This window comes from Morganella sp. HSTU-ASny43 (assembly GCF_022819185.1).
GTDB classification, from domain to species: Bacteria; Pseudomonadota; Gammaproteobacteria; order Enterobacterales; family Enterobacteriaceae; genus Morganella; species Morganella morganii.
Genome location: NZ_WSPG01000024.1, coordinates 1 through 18,254 on the forward strand (window position 1 = coordinate 1; position 18,254 = coordinate 18,254).

At 46.7% G+C, this 18,254-nt stretch carries 17 protein-coding genes; 11 read left to right on the forward strand and 6 right to left on the reverse strand.

All coding sequences use genetic code 11. The features are described 5' to 3' along the window. The coding region (locus GN208_RS13020) for an integrase core domain-containing protein (protein WP_243828425.1) at window positions 1-428 on the forward strand (428 nt) is incomplete at its 5' end. A gap of 1 nt (window position 429) precedes the next feature. Here GN208_RS13020 and GN208_RS13025 read toward each other — a convergent pair. The 5 genes from GN208_RS13025 to GN208_RS13045 all read right to left on the reverse strand — a co-directional run bounded on the left by GN208_RS13025 (window position 430) and on the right by GN208_RS13045 (window position 7,424). After that, window positions 430-2,640, reverse strand: a complete 2,211-nt coding sequence (locus GN208_RS13025; protein ID WP_243828426.1) for a DEAD/DEAH box helicase — start codon at window positions 2,638-2,640, stop codon at window positions 430-432. Beyond that, a complete protein-coding gene (locus GN208_RS13030) occupies window positions 2,637-3,953 on the reverse strand; it encodes an ATP-binding protein (protein ID WP_243828427.1) in 1,317 nt (438 codons plus the stop codon). The genes GN208_RS13025 and GN208_RS13030 overlap by 4 nt, the downstream gene beginning before the upstream one ends. 3 nt (window positions 3,954-3,956) lie before the next feature. Next, window positions 3,957-6,263 (reverse strand): TerB N-terminal domain-containing protein, encoded by a 2,307-nt coding sequence (locus GN208_RS13035; protein WP_243828428.1) that lies wholly within the window; start codon window positions 6,261-6,263, stop codon window positions 3,957-3,959. Window positions 6,264-6,523: 260 nt separating this feature from the next. Further along, window positions 6,524-6,745 (reverse strand): AlpA family phage regulatory protein, encoded by a 222-nt coding sequence (locus tag GN208_RS13040; RefSeq protein ID WP_243828429.1) that lies wholly within the window; start codon window positions 6,743-6,745, stop codon window positions 6,524-6,526. 100 nt (window positions 6,746-6,845) lie between these two features. Continuing rightward, window positions 6,846-7,424 (reverse strand): inovirus Gp2 family protein, encoded by a 579-nt coding sequence (locus GN208_RS13045; protein ID WP_243828430.1) that lies wholly within the window; start codon window positions 7,422-7,424, stop codon window positions 6,846-6,848. A 695-nt stretch (window positions 7,425-8,119) separates the two neighbouring features. On the opposite strand from GN208_RS13045, the gene GN208_RS13050 reads away from it, so the two are divergent. From GN208_RS13050 to GN208_RS13090, 9 genes are all read left to right on the forward strand, one after another. Continuing rightward, complete coding sequence (locus tag GN208_RS13050; protein ID WP_243828431.1) at window positions 8,120-9,118, forward strand: hypothetical protein; 999 nt, start codon at window positions 8,120-8,122, stop codon at window positions 9,116-9,118. A 204-nt stretch (window positions 9,119-9,322) separates the two neighbouring features. Next, the gene (locus GN208_RS13055) at window positions 9,323-10,069 is read left to right on the forward strand and encodes a DUF3944 domain-containing protein (RefSeq protein WP_243828432.1); all 747 of its coding nucleotides are present in this window, start codon (window positions 9,323-9,325) and stop codon (window positions 10,067-10,069) included. 54 nt (window positions 10,070-10,123) lie between these two features. Beyond that, window positions 10,124-10,795 carry a WYL domain-containing protein gene (locus tag GN208_RS13060; protein WP_243828433.1) on the forward strand — a complete coding sequence of 224 codons (672 nt, stop codon included), beginning with the start codon at window positions 10,124-10,126 and terminating at the stop codon, window positions 10,793-10,795. A 13-nt stretch (window positions 10,796-10,808) separates the two neighbouring features. Continuing rightward, window positions 10,809-11,258, forward strand: a complete 450-nt coding sequence (locus GN208_RS13065) for a hypothetical protein (RefSeq protein WP_243828434.1) — start codon at window positions 10,809-10,811, stop codon at window positions 11,256-11,258. A 26-nt stretch (window positions 11,259-11,284) separates the two neighbouring features. Continuing rightward, window positions 11,285-11,497, forward strand: a complete 213-nt coding sequence (locus GN208_RS13070) for a hypothetical protein (RefSeq protein WP_036410305.1) — start codon at window positions 11,285-11,287, stop codon at window positions 11,495-11,497. Between the two features lie 122 nt (window positions 11,498-11,619). After that, window positions 11,620-12,060, forward strand: a complete 441-nt coding sequence (locus GN208_RS13075; protein WP_243828435.1) for an antirestriction protein — start codon at window positions 11,620-11,622, stop codon at window positions 12,058-12,060. A 14-nt stretch (window positions 12,061-12,074) separates the two neighbouring features. Continuing rightward, window positions 12,075-12,386: a TA system toxin CbtA family protein gene (locus GN208_RS13080; protein ID WP_243828436.1), complete on the forward strand. Its 312-nt coding sequence runs from the start codon at window positions 12,075-12,077 to the stop codon at window positions 12,384-12,386. A 103-nt stretch (window positions 12,387-12,489) separates the two neighbouring features. After that, window positions 12,490-13,326: a DUF932 domain-containing protein gene (locus GN208_RS13085; RefSeq protein ID WP_243828437.1), complete on the forward strand. Its 837-nt coding sequence runs from the start codon at window positions 12,490-12,492 to the stop codon at window positions 13,324-13,326. Window positions 13,327-14,007: 681 nt separating this feature from the next. Next, window positions 14,008-14,253 (forward strand): DUF2543 family protein, encoded by a 246-nt coding sequence (locus GN208_RS13090; protein WP_004234957.1) that lies wholly within the window; start codon window positions 14,008-14,010, stop codon window positions 14,251-14,253. A gap of 74 nt (window positions 14,254-14,327) precedes the next feature. Here GN208_RS13090 and GN208_RS13095 read toward each other — a convergent pair whose 3' ends face one another. After that, window positions 14,328-16,850 (reverse strand): autotransporter outer membrane beta-barrel domain-containing protein, encoded by a 2,523-nt coding sequence (locus GN208_RS13095; protein ID WP_243828438.1) that lies wholly within the window; start codon window positions 16,848-16,850, stop codon window positions 14,328-14,330. 1,062 nt (window positions 16,851-17,912) lie between these two features. Here GN208_RS13095 and GN208_RS13100 point away from each other — a divergent pair. Beyond that, window positions 17,913-18,251 carry a helix-turn-helix transcriptional regulator gene (locus tag GN208_RS13100; RefSeq protein ID WP_004234954.1) on the forward strand — a complete coding sequence of 113 codons (339 nt, stop codon included), beginning with the start codon at window positions 17,913-17,915 and terminating at the stop codon, window positions 18,249-18,251. Window positions 18,252-18,254: the final 3 nt, after the last annotated feature.

The window sequence follows — 18,254 nt, forward strand, 5'->3', positions numbered from 1 at the left end:
TGACTGTAGTCGATAATTTTAGTCGTGAATGTCTGGCGATAGAAGTTGGACAGGGTCTGCGGGGTGACGATGTGGTTGCGGTAATGGCGCGTCTGAAGCAGTTACAGCACCGCGTTCCCGAACGGTTTCAGACCGACAACGGCAATGAATTTATCTCAAAGGCGCTGGATAAATGGGCATATGAAAACGGAGTCACGATAGACTTCTCCCGGCCCGGAAAACCGACGGACAATGCGTTGATGGAATCCTTTAATGGTAGCTTCCGTGACGAGTGTCTGAACGTTCACTGGTTCTTGTCGTTGGAAGATGCGCAGGAAAAGATCGAGTGCTGGCGGCAGGAATATAACCGGCAAAGACCCCATTCCTCATTAAATAACCAGACTCCGGAGGAATTCCTCCGGAGTCTGCAAAAAGGTCCGGATCTCTGATTTAACCCGGCGCTGAATTGGGGAGGAGATCAAGCCAGATGCGCGTACCTTCTATGTCATACGCCTTTGCCCCATACCCTTTCGCAAGCAAAGACTCCGGCAAATACTCGTCATATTTATCCAAATACTTTTCCGGAACAACTGCAGCAAGCTCGAATTCTGAAGGTAAGCCTGACAATAGCATTCCCTTAAGTGCGTGCCGGACAGAAGCGACTCTTGAATCTTCTATTTCTATCACTCCGGCAAATGAACTGGCCTTAAAGCCACAACGTATGAGCAGGGACGTAATTGTATTGACAATTTTATCCCCCATCCACGGAATCACGTAGCAGTTCTGACCATTGGCAATAAAATAGTCATTTTGCAGATTGTAACGTTGGAAGTTGTTACTGCCTTCCGCAAAGAGCCTTCTGGCAGTGGCATCAGCATAATCGACTCTCTTGCTTCCTACCGCGATACGGTAATCATTTTCCCTATAGATAGCGAGCATCTCCTGGCGAACAACATCATGAACAGACATCCCGCTACCACTGAATAGTGGCGGCTGTCCGCCTTTAGTCGCTTCAACATAGATAACCTTTTTTTCGACCTCGATCTCTGACACTTTCCAGCGCCGTCCGCCGAAGATGATGTGCTGCTCAGGCAAAAGTGGGGAGTCTACAGGCACTGTGCCAAGAGTTCGGTTTCCCGTAACAATTCGAAACTCCTCAGGTGTATTGAATACGGCATAAAACGTATAGTGATTAGTCAGCTTCTCCCCCTCAGCCCCGACAACTATTTCACCGCTGGCAAGTTGAGTGAGCAGGCCACATATCCCCATATGTGTAAGCAGACTTTTGAAGTCATTTATATCGACATTCCGGAACGGACCTGTCTGGCAAAGTTGTGACCAGAGCTGATCGGCACGAACTCCGCCCCATTGCGCAGTAATAGCAAGGATCTGGTGTAGCAGCGTGGAGTAATGTTTCTGCCGGATATCTGCAGGCTCGAACCAGCGTTTAGAGATCATCAGCCTGATCATTGCCATCGCCTGGACCAACTGCAGACGTAAATGATCCACAATGCTGCTGGTTGCGGTAAGTTCAGGTTCAGTAATTAACATTCTCAGCACCGATGGGGAATCGCGCCGCCCTGAACGTCCCATACGCTGACGCAGACTGGAAACAGAATGCGGAGGTGTAACTTGTATGACCGACTGCACCTTACCAATATCAATACCCAGCTCTAACGTCATTGTACAAACAGCGGTTGTGGGCAAATTCCCTTTCTGCAGTCGGGCTTCAAGCGTCTCACGTAACTCCCTGGCCAGGGAACCATGATGAGGAAAGAATTCATTAGGAACGACATTTGCCTCACACATGTCGCTCAGTGTTGCCGCTATGCTTTCAGTACGCTTTCGACTGTTAGCAAAGACCAGGTGGGAATCGCCACGGCAGAGCCTGAAAATATCCGCACAGACGAGCTGTTCGGCAGAGCTCTGGAGCTCTTCTCCTTTTTCGGGCACCCGCTCAAGATAACCTTTAACCTGAACCTGTAGTGTGGCTGTGCTATTACTGTCTGTTACCGTTTCACAAGGTAATCTCTTATCCGGACGCAATAGTTCTGGCACTTTTTCCAGCTCTCCCAGCGTGGCACTCAACGCGACACGGGGAACTGGATTTAACTGGCGGCCTAGCACATGGTCAATTCTATTAAGCAGAGAAAGCAGTTGTATACCACGCTCTGAGCCAATAAAAGCATGGAACTCATCAATAACAATATATGCCACTGAAGAAAATGCCTGTTTGAGCCAACCCAATGAGTTTATGAGCAAAGACTCAAGTGATTCAGGTGTGATAAGTAAGATGCCAGACGGGTTTGTCCGTGCTTTCTTCTTTTTGCTTTGTGGTACATCCCCGTGCCAAGGCGTCACTTGCATTTCCAGGGCTTCACCAAGACTCTCAAGACGACGGTGCTGATCGTTAACCAATGCCTTCAACGGGCTGATATAGATAATGCCAAATCCACCGGTGAGATCTGCAATCACCGAACAGGCAGGAAGAAAGAAAGCCTCTGTTTTACCCGCAGCTGTACCTGCACTAATTAGTACATCACGGTCACGGGCTAAAATTGCCGGAATAGAACTCTCCTGCAAGGGCCTTAATGATGACCAGCCCTGCTTATAAACCCACTTACGGACACGGGGATCGAGACTATTGTGGACACTGCTCATAGTCTGAAATTCGCCAGGTCATCATCGTCATCGCTTTCCTCAACAATGGCGTCATCCATATCGCTGGGATTGTCTTCTTCAATCGCCACCCCCTCGATGAGCGCTTGCCAGTTCATCGTTCTGTTTTGCTCCAGCACAGCCAGCATATCCAGAAAACCTTTTATGGTATTGCGGGGAGTTCTAAAGTAAGCATCTCCGATGGTTTTGCTGCAGTGATGCAGAAACCCGGTTAGAGCATCATCTGGTACCAGATAATTAGCGGGATCTCCACCAGCATAAACATGACGAAGATTTTTCAGTAAAATATACAGTTCCTCAGGAGTGAGGCTGGCAAGATGCAGCGTGGGAGACGAGTAGTCAATCACGCCTGCTTTCTGTGCGAATCGGTTTTCTGCCAGACGCGACTGGAGCGCCTCATAGCTGTAGAGCCCCTTACGTGGATCGAAAAGAAACTCTGGCGTCCCCCCAAGGATAAAACCAATATTTTCGGCGGAGCCTTGCAGACAGTCATTCAGGATCCGCAAGATCTGTTCGTAGTTGGCTGTTCTAGCTTGCGTATTATTCAACTTAAAAAGATTCACCATCTCGTCGAGGCTAACTAAAAGTCCGGCATAGCCTGCCTGACGGACAAAAAGGCTCATCAACTTCAAAGAATCATAGAATGAGGCGTCTGAGATAATCGTTCGGACGTCGAGATCATTACGGGCATCAGTTTTGGTGGTGTACTCGCCCCGCAACCAGCGAATGGCATTGGATTTTAAGGTTTCGTTATCCTGCTCGTGCCCGCGCCAGAATGCGTCAATGACCTTCGCAAAGTCATATCCGCCCACCATATCTGACAAAGCAGCAAGGCGTTTATGAATAACGGATGAGACCTGAGAGCCGTTCGCATCAGCTTCCTTCCTTGCCTCAGTAACGAACCTTTCCACAACGCTAAGTAACGCATTGCCATCCGGTTTGTTTCTGGTGGACATATTTTTCATAAGCTCTGAGTAAAGATTACGAGCCTGACCTCCCGATGAGTAAATACGTCTGTCGGGAGAAAGGTCTGCACTGACCGTAACCAGCTTCTTCTCTAACGCAATAGACCGTACAACACTTAAAAAGAACGTTTTCCCGGAACCGTACTCACCAATGATAAGTCTGAAGCTTGCCCCGCCATCAACAATCCGTTCAATATCCTGATGGAGGGCGGTTATCTCATTCACGCGGCCAACCTGGATATGCTGAATACCTATCCTTGGCGTTACTCCCGACTTAAGTGACTGAATAATAGCGTCGCGCTCTTTCACTCTTATACGTGTTACAGACATTCACTAACCCTCTAATTCTTTGGCTATTTCCAGGTCAACCCAAATGTGATCATCAGCATCTTCCAGCACTGGTACATCAATCACCGCATAGGACCAATCGTTGATCACTTCAAGCGCACCGCCGAGCATCAGGTTCCAGTTACTGCACAACTCTGTCGCCTCTTTTCTGGACCATTGATCTTTCTCCAGCAACCTGCGATAAAGTTCGCTATGAGCGGAGTCAAGTCCCACTTCTCCGGTTAATGAGGCTGGAGCGCTTTCTGGCTGTTCTGGTTCTTCTTCAGTGAAAATCGAGTTCAGTAATTTACGAACATCATCAGTGGCAGATTCGTGGCGGGCAAGTACGTTGGCATCCAGTGTAAACCCTGCCGTCGACTGATTAGCTGGTACAGATGAAACGAAAGCAGTTTCAGTTGCGGAATGCTGATGGATATTGCTTGATACGGATGAGGGATCAAGCCCCAGGCTTGTATAAATCTTCTCAAGCTGTTTGATTTCGGCAGGCGTAATTCTGCCATCAGAGCAAGCAACACTAACGATAACCTTACCCACAGCTGATTTTTCCGCAGCACCAAGTAATTCAATCCGGCTTTTCATTCCCGTCATATTCGCCGGGGTATGAAGCTGCCACGTTAAATATGCGTGCAGAGAGCGCTTTTCATCATCGCTGAAGCTGGCATTGTTGTTGATGGCATTCTCAAGCACTTTCTGTTCGGCTTGATCGAGAGAATTGTCAATCAAGGCGACTACCGCACCTAATCGGAGCGTCAATACAGCTGTGATAAATTCAGGAGAAGGAGAGAAGCGTCCACCTTCACCAGCAGGGAATAAAACAAGAACACCATCGACATCTGCTTTTACGTGGTGGTAATAGGGGTCAGGAGCCAGACAGTATCCCATTTTCTGAGCAAAGGCCTGCATCAAGTCGGCCTCTTTTTTATTGATCTTCGCCGGACAGGTAGCATTCATATGTGACCAGTAGTCAGCAACTGAAACTACCCCACCCTTACTGAGGATCGCGTCATCAGCCCATAGTTTGAATGCACTTAATATTTTTTCAGCGCTTTCGTTAACGATTTCTGAAGGCAGCAACAAAATTGCAGCGGTATCATTTGCTGAAGTACCTTTTCTACCAAGGTAACGACTGTATGCATCCAGTTCATCTGTACATATATCGGCAAGGGTCATAAGCTTCTGAACAGGGCCTTTCAATGCACTTGGATCCGGCAAGTCGGGAACAGGAAGCCGAATACCTCGCAAACCAGGACTTGCAGGCGTGTAATCTAAACGCAGACGCGCTTTATTCGGCTTCACTACCATTCCTTCACCGTATTTAAGGGTGTAACGCCGTTTAAAAAGAGAAGCAAATTCTTTCGCGCAGCGGCGGGCTGGGGTTCGTAATGAGTATTCAGTATGGTTTGTCACCCACGTCAGAGCCAGATCAGCTGTCACCGGAGCTCCTACCTCAACAGTCTTTGCCAGAATTAGCCTGAACTGCATGCTATTGCTGAACTCCGAATCATTGCTGAGAGCGGCTGCAAGATTTTCGCTCGGACGAAGAATGGACATCGCTTCAAGTAACTGGGACGAGTAGTACCGGAAAGATCGGTTTTCAATGAAAACCGATCTGAGACGGCAGATCTCTTTGAAAAGAGAACAGAACTCATCGTCAGATATATTGTTGTCCCTGCTGTCAACAAGTGCCCGTCTTTCCAGACCATACAGATAAATAAAAACGTAACCAATTGGGCAAGAAGTGTCACATCTGTCGCTGGCAAGCCAACTCAGGTACGCGCCACGTGCTTCAGGTGAAAGTGAGGAAAAACTGGGCCAGTACCCTAATGAACTATCTTCGTAAATGTAAGGTGTGGGGTATATCTTAAGCGTGTCGTCAATTAGCGATGCCTCGCTACTATCATCATAATAACCGCCTGAGTTATGCCCGGCAGATTTCATTCGCTGTCCAAGATAGAAGTGGCCACCGGTAACCTCCACCCCACCGACTGTGGTCACCTCCCCCGGTAAAATCCAGCGAGCCAAAGCACCGGTAATTTTTGAGATATTCTGGCGTTGAGTGACTGTTATGCTGTATTCGACATTCCGTTCGCCACTTAGTGTAAACGTAGCCAGATTGTCATCTTCGTTATCATCATTGTGCATTACAGCTTTATTCTTTTTGTTATCAGCAATCCATTCTTTTGGTGGTGCTTTCACAGGATTGGAAGTATTAGAGCCTGCTGATTTACGCTTTTTTTTGAAAAAAATAATATAAATTAAATAAATAGCTGCTATAAATATCCATAGTTCCATGGGGCAGTAACCTTAAAAATAACTTTTCACAAAACTGAAAAGATGACGAGGGAAAGTGGGTTAGTCTTAAAATAATACGTCTAAATTACGAAGGTTAAAAGCAAATCACAACCTTCCTGAACTTCCGCTGTTTGCTCAAAGCTGCCTGTCAAAGTGGTCAAGTTTATTAAACAACTACATATACGTATTATGAAACATATTGTTGAAGGGAGAATGACAGGATTGAAGTCGCAGGGAAAGAAAAGTAATAAAGCCCGGCCTTATCTCTGGGACTCCGCAATACGCTCCTGCAACCAGGCTTCAACCTGACTTTTCTGCCACCGGGAACTACGTCCCAGTTTAATCGGTTTCGGGAACAGGCCTTCCTGGATCAGCTTGTAAAACCACTTGTCCGTTAATCCGGTAAATTTGGTGATGAATTTCATATCAACAAGTGGTTCGTCAAGCGGAGAAGGGGCATTGGTGGTATCAGTGGTATTCATGGGGAATCTCCTGTCTTTGTTTAATTGAAAAGGCAGAAGTGCTATCAATGATTCAGGGGATATCACTTCTATATGATTCCCCTTGTCTGTAAAAAAAAATTTACCGGCTGGTTCCGAATGACCGGAAACCATCGTGGTAAGCCTTGGTATGATCTTTGGCTAAGTAATCCGTCCGTTGTTTTAAGGCTGCGAGCTGTGCGGGTAACTCAGGGCTGTTTCTGTCGAGGTAAACGACACCGTGTTCAGGGAAATGAACCAGACGGGAATGCACCGGCCAGGCTAAACCGGTGGCACTGCACCAGGCCTGCTGAATAAAAGAGGCCAGATTATTTTCCCCGTTATAAACTCCCGGTGAATGATAAATGTCTTTATTAACGAATAAGACCAGGTGGTAATGCCTGCGGTTATTAATTTCACCGTATTCACGTACCCAGACATAATAAAGCGGATTATTGAGATTACGCCCCCAGCGGGACGCTTTACGGGTTGTGTCATAACGCAGTTTAGCTTTCAGAGAATCAAAGAAACGGGTTATTACTTTAGAGTCATCCGGGCTGTCCGGATAATCGGGTGGTAAACGCAGGTCAATACGCAGCGCCATAATACGGGTTAATTTACTGAGAGCATTATTAATCACACTCTCTGTTCTTTGCTGGTAATACGGGTTATATGTTTTCATACTGTCACCTCAGTCGTTAATTAAGTCTCATACAAAGGTGAGTAGTCAGTAAAAAATAACTGATTTATGAAATATAGCTGACTGATACAGGTGGGGTGTCAGGAGAGGGCCGACTCCATATATACATGTATGTCATACATAAGAATATTAAAAATCAGCCTATTTATGATAGTAAATGATGTCCCCACCCCTGGATCAGGTGGGTAGTATTCAGAGTGTATATGATGAGTGATAAACATTATTCAGTGCTGAGAGATATGTATTCACCTCAGCAATATCGGAATAGCAAAGATATATATCACCAATAGTAATGGCAATGCTTTTTATATGATGAGCAGCATCAGGGTTATATTACCTTTGCGGTGTGTCGTACTCTGATTACAGGATGTAATGTATACGATGAAAGGGATGATGAATGCACTGAATATAGTATGTGCAATGTAGTATGTGTAGCATATATATTACTATACCAACGCACAGGTATGGCCTCACTGCCATGTAATGACTGATATCCCGTTTTTTATAACAGCCATGGACTGAACTACCCGAAGTAGTTGACTCTGGTATTATTCATCTTCCCACTCTACAAAAAACCTTGCTGTTTATAGAGTGAAAAATAACATGTGTGAAACGAATCATGTTTATGGTGTGTAAATTAGCGTAACATGTGTTTTATTTAGCGTAAGAGGTTAACCATGATTTATAAAGAAATGCGGGAAGATTTCAGGTTTCTTTTCCCCTATAAAAAAGATATTGTTTATAACTGGGGGTTGAATCCGGTGCGGGAATTCTCAGAGGTAATTCAAGGGGTACGTCATGATTACTGTCTGAATTGTTATGATGAAGATCTGAAGACAGATATCGATTTAATCAGAGTTATAGATAATGATGGGTATCCAAAAATCATTGACGGAGTAATGAGTATTGGTTGCGGGGAAAAAACCATCAGGCAACTGGATGGGGTTTTCAGAGTAAAGGAGCGAATGTATAACTCCATTATGAAATACCACAAAAATATTTTAAAACTAAATAAAAAGGCTGTTTTTTTGTGTTTTTCATTATCTGTTAACAGAGGGCGTCAGTTCATTGGAAATGAAACACCGGAAAACATCAATGCTTATAATAAAATATTAAATAATTTCAGGGCTGAATTTTTTAATAACATCAGGTCGCGTGCATTCTTTAAAAGAAATGTTATTGGCCGTTTCTGGGTGTCGTTACAGGAGACAGGCGGGGAGTATATGTACATCCATATCAACTTCTACCTTAAGGACAGGCAATACAATTATCTTCTTGGCCGGGAAATAAACAGCGTCTGGTTTGGAATCCTTGAAAAATATAATACAACCGGACAGGCCAGACATTTTACGATAACGGAAAGCTATGAAAACAGCAGAGCAAACAACAACGCAAAAAGAAAAAAGAAAATTATCTATAAAGCGTATGAAAGCTTCGATTCCCGAAGTAAAACCAGGCAGGTCATGGATATTTATCCTGATTTAAACGGAGGAAACCTGGGTGCTGAATATAGTTTTACTAATGACCCATCCCATATACCGTTTAGTTTTTATGTTAAATCGCTGGTAAAAAAAGCATTCCATATCTCAGGAATGCGCAGTTTCGGTACGGCTTCTCTTCAGACGGAACAGAAGGCACCTGCAGAAAGTGGTACCGCACAGATACAGAAAAAATAATTTGCCTGAATCAGTGATTTTTCAGATACACATTAATCAACTGATATGACAGGGAAAACACCGGTCAGAATAACTGACCGGCGACACACCCTGTCGTTTTCCCGTTTTTTATCCCCCGAAAACAGCGATTTTCCGCGTCATACCCTGTCAGACCCCTTTGTTATTCTGTGGTTGTCTTAAATCACCCTGTAAGGAATTTCTGTTATGGCAACTTACCGTATCGACCCCGACCTCGCGTTTATCGGTCAGTGCAGCAATGAGGACCTCGGTCTGCTGGTCTCCGTCCTGACACACGACAGTAAAGACGGCAAAAAGCGCCTGGCGGAGTCTCTGACCACCTCACCGGAATATCAGCTCTTTTACCCCGACCATCAGAAGTACTGGCCTGCCATCTGTGCCGAACTGCAGGCCTTCGGTGCCAATAGTCTGGCCACGCTGCTGCGCGGCAACAAAGGCGTGCTCTACCGTGAAATTCTGCTGGATGTCTGCAGCAGAATGAAAATAAAGCATGAAAAGGAAGACTGTACAGAAACAGCAGAAATCAATCTCCTGATGCAGATAATGAGAACCAGCATCAGTGATATGTCACCGGACGCACTGGCTGCCTTATCACAGGAAATGAAACTCAACCTGACTAATCCCACTCCGCAGCTCGTTATGATGGCTCTGCAGGCAGCAGTAAATGTCTCCGGTGTGGCTGCTCTGGAGCTCGCATCCATCGCCTCTTTCGGTGTGATACAGGCGATGGGGGGTATGGCAACCACAGCCGGTGTGACCGGAATGGCTTCTGTATTCTTCGGTTCCCGCATCTTAGGCATATTGGCCGGTCCCGTCGGGATTGCGCTGAGCTCCGCCTGGCTGATAGCTGATATCGCCGGTCCCGCTTACCGGGTCACCATTCCGGCCTGCATCATTGTGGCGTACCTGCGCCAGAAGGCCCTGGCGGCCTGATTTCCGTATTTCGTTATTCCCTTTTTATCTGACTGACTCACGGAGGCTGCGCTCATGCATACGCCAGATTCACGTCATGACCGGCTTGCATTCCGGCTGGCCATGATTATCAGCCGCCTGTTCCGCGGCGAAACGCTGTATCCGGCACAGCTCGCCCGTGAGTTTAATGTCTCGGCCCGCACACTGCAGCGGGATTTCAGTGAGCGTCTGGTCTTTCTGGACACTGAGCCGTATCAGGGCGGATACAGGCTGGCCGCCGGTCAGCGCCCTTACCGGACAGACAGCGATATCCTGTACTTTGCCGATATCACCCATATCACCCCGCTGTTCCCCTCGCTTGACCGCAGGCTGCTGTCCGTGCTGCTCAGTCCGGAAAACGGTGCCCCCTGTCTGGTCTACCATGAGCCACCGCAATCCGCCCCGACGCTGTTCGGCGGCTTTTATGTGGTGACACAGGCGATTGTCCGCAGGCGGCTGCTCAGCTTCCGCTGTGACGGTCAGGACCATGAGGGCATGTCTCCCTACAAGCTGATTTACTTTCAGCGGGACTGGTATCTGTGCGGGGAATGGCAGTCTGCCCTGCGGGTGTTCCGGTTCAGTCAGCTGCAGAACATTGCAGTGTCCGGACGCCGCTTCCGGCAGGACACCGTTATCGCACGGACAGTCACCCGTCCCGAATTTATCACCGCATTACCCCATTATCAGTTTATCCGTTCATTACCTTAATAAGGATGTCACCATGAAAAGAAGTCTGACACTGCTTGGTTGTTTACTGCTGTCCGCCCCGGTTTTTGCACTACGCATGCCCGGTGAGGTGCAGCCTGATCGTTACACTTATTACCTGACCCCGGAATACGGGCAGCAGCTGAAAATGCAGAACGACAGCAAAGGCCGAAACGCCGGGTGGAAGCCACTTCCCGCCGGAGAGCTGGAAAGTGAGACCAGAGCAGATTTGTCCAAAGGCTATCCGGCTCCGGTGGCCATGACCTGTATCAGCAGTATTTATTATAATACCGGTGCTCAGGCCAACTGGCTGAAGGTGGGCTGTATCGACAATAACGGTCTGGAGTATAAGACAGACCAGAAATGGCCGCCGAAATCCGTCGCGGAGCGGGTCTGTAAAGCCGGAGAGGGAGACTGTGCGTCCTTCCTGCAGATGGATACTGACAGCTGGTCCGGTCCGCAGTAACTGAAGCATACAAAAAGGAAACACAGATGTCTGTTTTTAAATTAATGGCCACCACGCTCGGCGTGGTAACGGTGGCGTTAGCCACGTACTGCGCCTGGCAGGCCGCGGCTGAGGCGGCAGACAATGAGGATGCCACTTCAGCGGAAAAGCTGGCGGCCGGGCTCAGTGCGGCGCTGGCCTGCTCAGCCGTGCTGGGCGGTACCCTTGACCGTCTGCTGGGTCGGCTCTTTCCCCGCTGACCTGTACGGCATACTGGTTTATCACATCACCCCTGACGGCAGACGTTCACAGTCTGCCGTTTTTTTATGCGCCATTCACAAATCAGTAACCCACTTACCCATAAATACAAAGGAGTTTCACGATGACGTTATCAGTACTTCCGCTGCAGCAGCCTGCAGCCATCAAAAGCAATCTGGTTCATCCCCGTGGCAGGGGCACATTCTGGCGGTTTTATTTCGGCAGCGTCCCGGACTGGCAGCGCCTGGAAAGCGACATTTTTAAGATGATGGATAATCTGTGTGACATTTATCACGGTGCATTCTGGGAATTCAGCATGCTCACCAACGGTGGCGCATTTATCTGGCCTGACATGATTGAAACGTCACTCCCGATGGTTAACCCGCATAACGGCAATGACGCGGAACTGAGCCCCGAAGCGGCCGGTATCGCGGTATGTCTCATTACCTACAGCCTCTGGTCATTTAAAACCGAAAGTCCGGAGATAGTGGAGTATTTTTATCAGTTGCGGGACTACGCCCTGCAGCATGAGGAGTGTGCCGCTATTTTCCGTCTTATCGATTAACCGGGAGCTGCGCCATGAACAATACAGCAGTACCCGCGTCACCGGCGGCCGTCTGGCAGACACTGCTGACTTACCTGCTGCAACAGCACTACGGCCTCACTCTGAACGACACGGAATTCAGTAATGAGCGCGTGATTGAGGCCTGCCTTTGTCGCGGGGTGTCATTGTGTGAGGCACTGAATGCCTTTGCGGAGAAATACGCACTGGTCCGCACCGATCAGTGCAACAGCAGTATCACTGCGACCGATATTCTGCGGGCACGGAAGGCAACCGGCCTGATAACTCACCACAGCAGCTATGCCACCCACAGCCTCGTTACCGTATAAAAAGCCGGTATCTGCAGCACTTCATCTTATCTCTTCCTTTATCCCGTTCAGTCCCGGTTTTTATCTGCCCCCTTTTATCTGTTTATTCTACAGGAGTATTATTATGACCCGTTTAGCTTCCCGCTTCGGCAGAACGAATATCATTCGTCGTGACCGCCCGTTAACCACCGAAGAATTATACTGCACTGTACCCAGTGTCTTTTCAGCAGAGAAACATGAATCCCGCAGTGACCGCTACACTTATATTCCTACCATAACCCTGCTTGAGAGCCTGCAGAAAGAAGGTTTTTATCCGTTCTTTGCCTGTCAGACCCGGGTCCGTGACGACAGCCGCCGGGATCACACCAAGCATATGCTGCGCCTTCGCCGTCATAACCAGATCACCGGCGTCCAGGTACCGGAAATTATTCTGTTAAACAGCCACGACGGCACCAGCAGTTATCAGATGCTGCCGGGGTTATTCCGTGCGGTTTGTGAGAACGGGCTGGTCTGCGGTGATACCTTTGGTGAGGTCAGAGTGCCGCACAAAGGTAATGTCGTCGATAAAGTGATTGAAGGGGCTTATGAAGTGCTGGAAACGTTTGATGCGGTGGCTGAAAAACGCGAACAGATGCAGTCGCTGTTGTTACCACCACCGGCACAGCAGGCGCTGGCGCATGCCGCCATTACGTACCGGTTCGGGGATGACCACCAACCGATCACAGAAGAACAGGTGCTGCAACCCCGCCGGTGGGAAGATAAGAAAGATGATCTGTGGACGGTGTACCAGCGTTTGCAGGAGAACCTGATTAAAGGCGGACTGTCCGGACGTACAGCCAAAGGGAAACGATCACGCACTCGGGCCGTGACCGGTATCGATGGTGATATCCGTCTGAACAAAGCGCTATGGGTGATGACAGAGAAAATGTATGAACACTTCACTGATCGTCGGCAAATCTGAGTAAATGCTCAGATATGAAAAAAAAAACAACAATACATAATCATTTAAAGGAGGTGAAGTCACTCTGTGATACCCTTTTAATACCTCAGGCTGACTGGTAGGATTTATAACTATTAACCCTGCTGTTATGCTGTTTTTGGTCCTTCATCACTGTATGATCCCGAACCGAGGGTATAAATGAGGGTATAAATATAATCACATCAAAAAATAAATTTAAAAACCAATAAGATACATAATAAAATCGATTCCGAGTCCGGCACCACTATTCAAAGAACCCGCCTTATGGCGGGTTTTTGCTTTTCAGGCTTCTGTAAAAACAGGTTTCCTGTCCCCGCCGGATACAACCACAATCAACTCTGTGCCCTTCCGGCACAACAGGTGATTTCATTTCGCTGCTTTGCCGCATACCGGTCGGTTAATACAGTTACATTTGTATTAGTGATATCATTTTTAAGGCGCGATTTTCCGGTTTTTTATCTTTCCTCTCATTTATTCCTTTTTTAAATCACAACTTTCAAGAAAAGAAACCTGAGCCGGTAAATACGTGTTGGTCGCCATCCGTTTCCGGAAAGATCATATTATATAACGATGGAGCGCCGGGTAAGGTGCTAAAACGAAGCCGGATCGGCTACAATGGTGTGATACAAACCACTGGTACCGGCATGAACCCCGGAGGAATTTATGGAAAATATAGTACCGGATAAATACTACGATATCGCTGATGAGTACGCGCTGGAATCGGAAGAACCGGTTGAAGAGCAGGAGTATGACGGACTGGCGCACTATTTTCAGTTACTGATCACCTGTCTGACGAACAATGAAGAGATCAGTGAGGAAGCCCAGAAAAAGATGGCAGCTGAAGCCGGTATTAATAAACAGCGTATCGATGATATCGCTGAATTTCTGAACCGCTGGGGTAATGATTAAGTCACTATCAGCGCCGGACACAAAAAAACCGGGATAACAGTATTCCTGTTACCCCGGCCGGATGTTACTGACAGTTAAAAGCGGTATTTCAGACCTAACATACCCTGTGTATCCGAGTAATGATCACTGCCGGCCTGCTGCGCCACGTTAAACCAGATGTCCGCATTGCGGGTCAGTTGTCCTTCAATCCCCACTTTAATTTCACCGATATTGCGGGTGCCGGACTGACCAACGTGATCGTCGTCCATGGACACGCCGGTCATCTTACTGTTATTCAGCCAGTTAATTTCAGCAAACGGCTGGAAGTGACGATCATTGTCTTTATCCTGCAACGCCTGTCCCAGTCCGTACACTCTTACCCCGAGACGGGTCTGAATATTCCCTTCACCGGTCGCCGATACGCGGGTACCGCCCCGCTCTGTATGGGTATCCATTTTCACACCCATATAGGTCACCTGTGCTTTCGGCTGAATAAACCAGCGGTTGGTACTGCCATCACTGCCCTGTGTTTCATTTATAAGGAAACTGTATCCGGCTTCGGCGGAAAGCGTGATACCGTCAGAATTATATTTTTCTTCCGGTAATTCGTCTCCGTTAATCCGGTTTTTAAACCAGTTGTACTGCACCCAGCTGTCAACATACAGACCGCTTTTATCCGCTTCATTCGCGTAGTAAGTACCGTAGATCCCGGCACTGTAACCATCTGCGTCAGATTTGGCTCTGGTCTTTGTCACATGGTTTGTGGTCTTGCCGCTGATGCGGCCGTAACCCGCCATTAACCCGATATGATAGCGGTTAAGATCATTATCAGACCACTGTGCGATATCCCCGCCCAGTTGTACCACATAACGGTTTGTCCCGGTTTTTAACTGTCCGTCGCCGCTTTTCACGGTTGAATGTCCGGCCACATTCCGCAGCCACAGACTGGTAACTTTGCGCTCACCGGTCAGTACATCGGTATATTGGGTTTCACCGAGACGATCATGCAGACGCACATTAAACAGGTTATTTGCCATATACAGGTTATTGATATATCCCCCGGCTTCCGGGCGGACTACCGGTTCCGGTTTTGGCTCCGGTTCCGGCTCTGGTTCTGGTTCTGGTTCCGGTGTCACCGGGCTGTAATCTGATGTCAGATACCAGTTATTCTCATTGCCGTTTTTACCGCGTCCCAGATAATAATCATACGCCCCGGCAACAATCCGCCCGTTCTGAGTGAAAGTACCGTCAGAAATACCGTCAACCGTGATAACTTCAATGCCGTTGAGTATGGTCAGCCCGCCCTGCCCGCCGATATTCACAAAACTGACGGTAGTGGTTCCGGCAGAATTACCTTTGATCAGCAGTTTATCAGTCGGTGAATCATCCCCGTTCAGCACCGTATTCATAATCAGGTGGCCGCCGTTACCGGTGTAATCACCAGCCACGGTCAGTGTTTTCGGTACAAAGGCGTCCGGATCGCTCAGATCATCCGGAGAGTTATAACGGAGTGTCGCACCGGTCAGTGTCAGGTTTGACAGCACTGAATCAGCGGTCATATTCCAGATACTGTTGGCACCGGCAATATCCAGATTAATGGTACCGTTTGTGGTCGTATTCGGCGCGCCTGCCGCATTATATTCCAGTGAGTTGGTACTGCCGGAGAACCGGCTGTTATCCGCCATCTGCAGATCAATAATCCCTTTTGTCTCTGCTTTCATATCGCCGTCAACGGTGAATACACTGCGGATGCTGTCACCGGACAGGCGATCAGAAGAGGATATCTGTGAATCCGCCCCTTTGGCATACAGGGCAAATTTCCGGCCGTCACTGACCACATTAATGGTGGTATCACCGCCGAGATATACCTGACTGCCCGCAGTAACTGTTGCACCACCAACCTTTTTCGATCCGGCTTCGGCATAAATACCGTGTGCCGTCGTGCCTTCGGCGCGGATATTCGTTGAACCCAGTTCGATAATACCGCCTTTGTTGGCATAAACCGCATGCGCAGAGCCGCCGTTTGCCACAATGGTGCTGTTATCGCCGATCACCACACGGGCATCCCCGGTTGCTGCGGAGTTGGTATTCCCGGCGTAAACCGCATATCCGGTGCCTAATTCGCGTCCCAGAAATTCCAGATTACTGCCGGCTTCGTGCGAAATAATGACTGCATTTTTCCCGAGGGTAATCAGGTTCTCGTTGGTGCCGATAGTTGATGAGTTAGCACGCACCCCCATCCCGAATGCATCAATATAGGCATCGTCACCCACGGTAATCACCGTGCCGTTACTCTCTTTGCCGACGTTCAGACCATCAGCGGAAGAACCTGTGGTTTTAATGGTTAATTTATCAATATTGATTTTACTGGCACCGTTTTTTGTCACGATACCGTCAGATTTGGCGCCGCTGGTCTCAATATTCAGCTCATTGAAATTATAGGTGCTGCTGTTCCCGTAAACCGCCCAGCCCTGGAGTGGCGAGATTGACGCTTCCGGCGTAGTATTGATAGTCACACTCGCATAATCGGATAATGCCGTTCCGCCGTGCTCACCAGAATTGTAATAATAAATAGTGGAGGTACAGGTCAGGTGTTTTTTTCCGTCGCCGTCTGTCACCGATGTACAGGGATCCGCTATACCGGGAAGTGAATATAATCCCGACCCCAGTATAATAGATACCGGCAATGCGAATCTTTTTACAGATTTATATTTTTTCATAAGGGAAAGCCTCCCGGCGCAAAAATAAAAGCAGGATACAAAAGTTAAAAAACAATTAAATAAAATCCATCCGGCTTTATTAATATATAAAGTCAGCAGATAAATATTATTATCAGAAATAATTCAGGTTATATTTACGTTACACATTACGTGTGTTTATCTGTTATTACAACCACGATAATAGATAAGATATTTTTATGATAATGATGTTAATAAATTGTTTTGATTATTTTTAACTGATATTTCAATGAATTAATATGAAAGATGTAAGTAAACATTACTTAGTAACAAAATCCCCGGAATGTTTATTCTTTATTTATCTATAATTGGATTAACAATAGCATGAAATGTCACTTAATCGCAATTTAAACAAAATTTAATGCATTGAAATCAAAACAAACAGAATTTTGTTACAGATGTTTGTTTTCTTAACGCGTGACCGCATAAAATTTAACAATTAAATAATACCGCTGCCATCACACTCCCTCTGTGATAAAAACAATACAAATAACTGTAAAACAAGCAATAATTTAATATTGTCACATTATACTGATGGCGAAATATACTGAAAAACGCCCATTATTACAGACAAAATAACGCATTTTATGCTCACGATTTGCTTAACATGTCTTGTCAGACAATGACACGAAAAGATCGAATAAAAAATTTCAACAAAAAATTCATGTAAAACATGAGAGATTTTTTATATTTTGCGCTGTGTCAAATAAAAGTGATTAAACTACATACCAAATATGTAAATTTATGAAAATAATAAAACATACCAAGATTATATTTGCATCAAAAAATAACATGTGTTATTTAATTTTAATCATTAGATACACAATTCATTTTTTTGAAAAAAACACCAGACATGTTAATAAGACAAGAAAACACAACCGGTAATTATTTACCGGGAATAACAACCATTCCTGTTATGACAGATTTAATCTACGGAGATAAATGGTGCAGAAATATCAATGCATAGATTCAGATTTACTCAATAAAAATATCGGGGAGGTGCTGTACAGATTTCGTAAGCTGAAAAAAATAAGCGGTGAGAAGTTAGGCTTTACACTTGAAATCAGTCAGCAACAGGTTTCCCGCTATGAGCTGGGTAAAGGGAATCTGACGGTCAGCCTGCTGTTCCGGATACTCACAGCACTGGATATCTCACTGATCGTTTTTCTGAATGAACTCAGAAAACAATATGATTCATCAGATACTGTTCATACTTTATTGGACATAGATAATTTATTGTTTTTAAATAAAAATATTAATAAACCCGATTTTTTATTGTAAAAA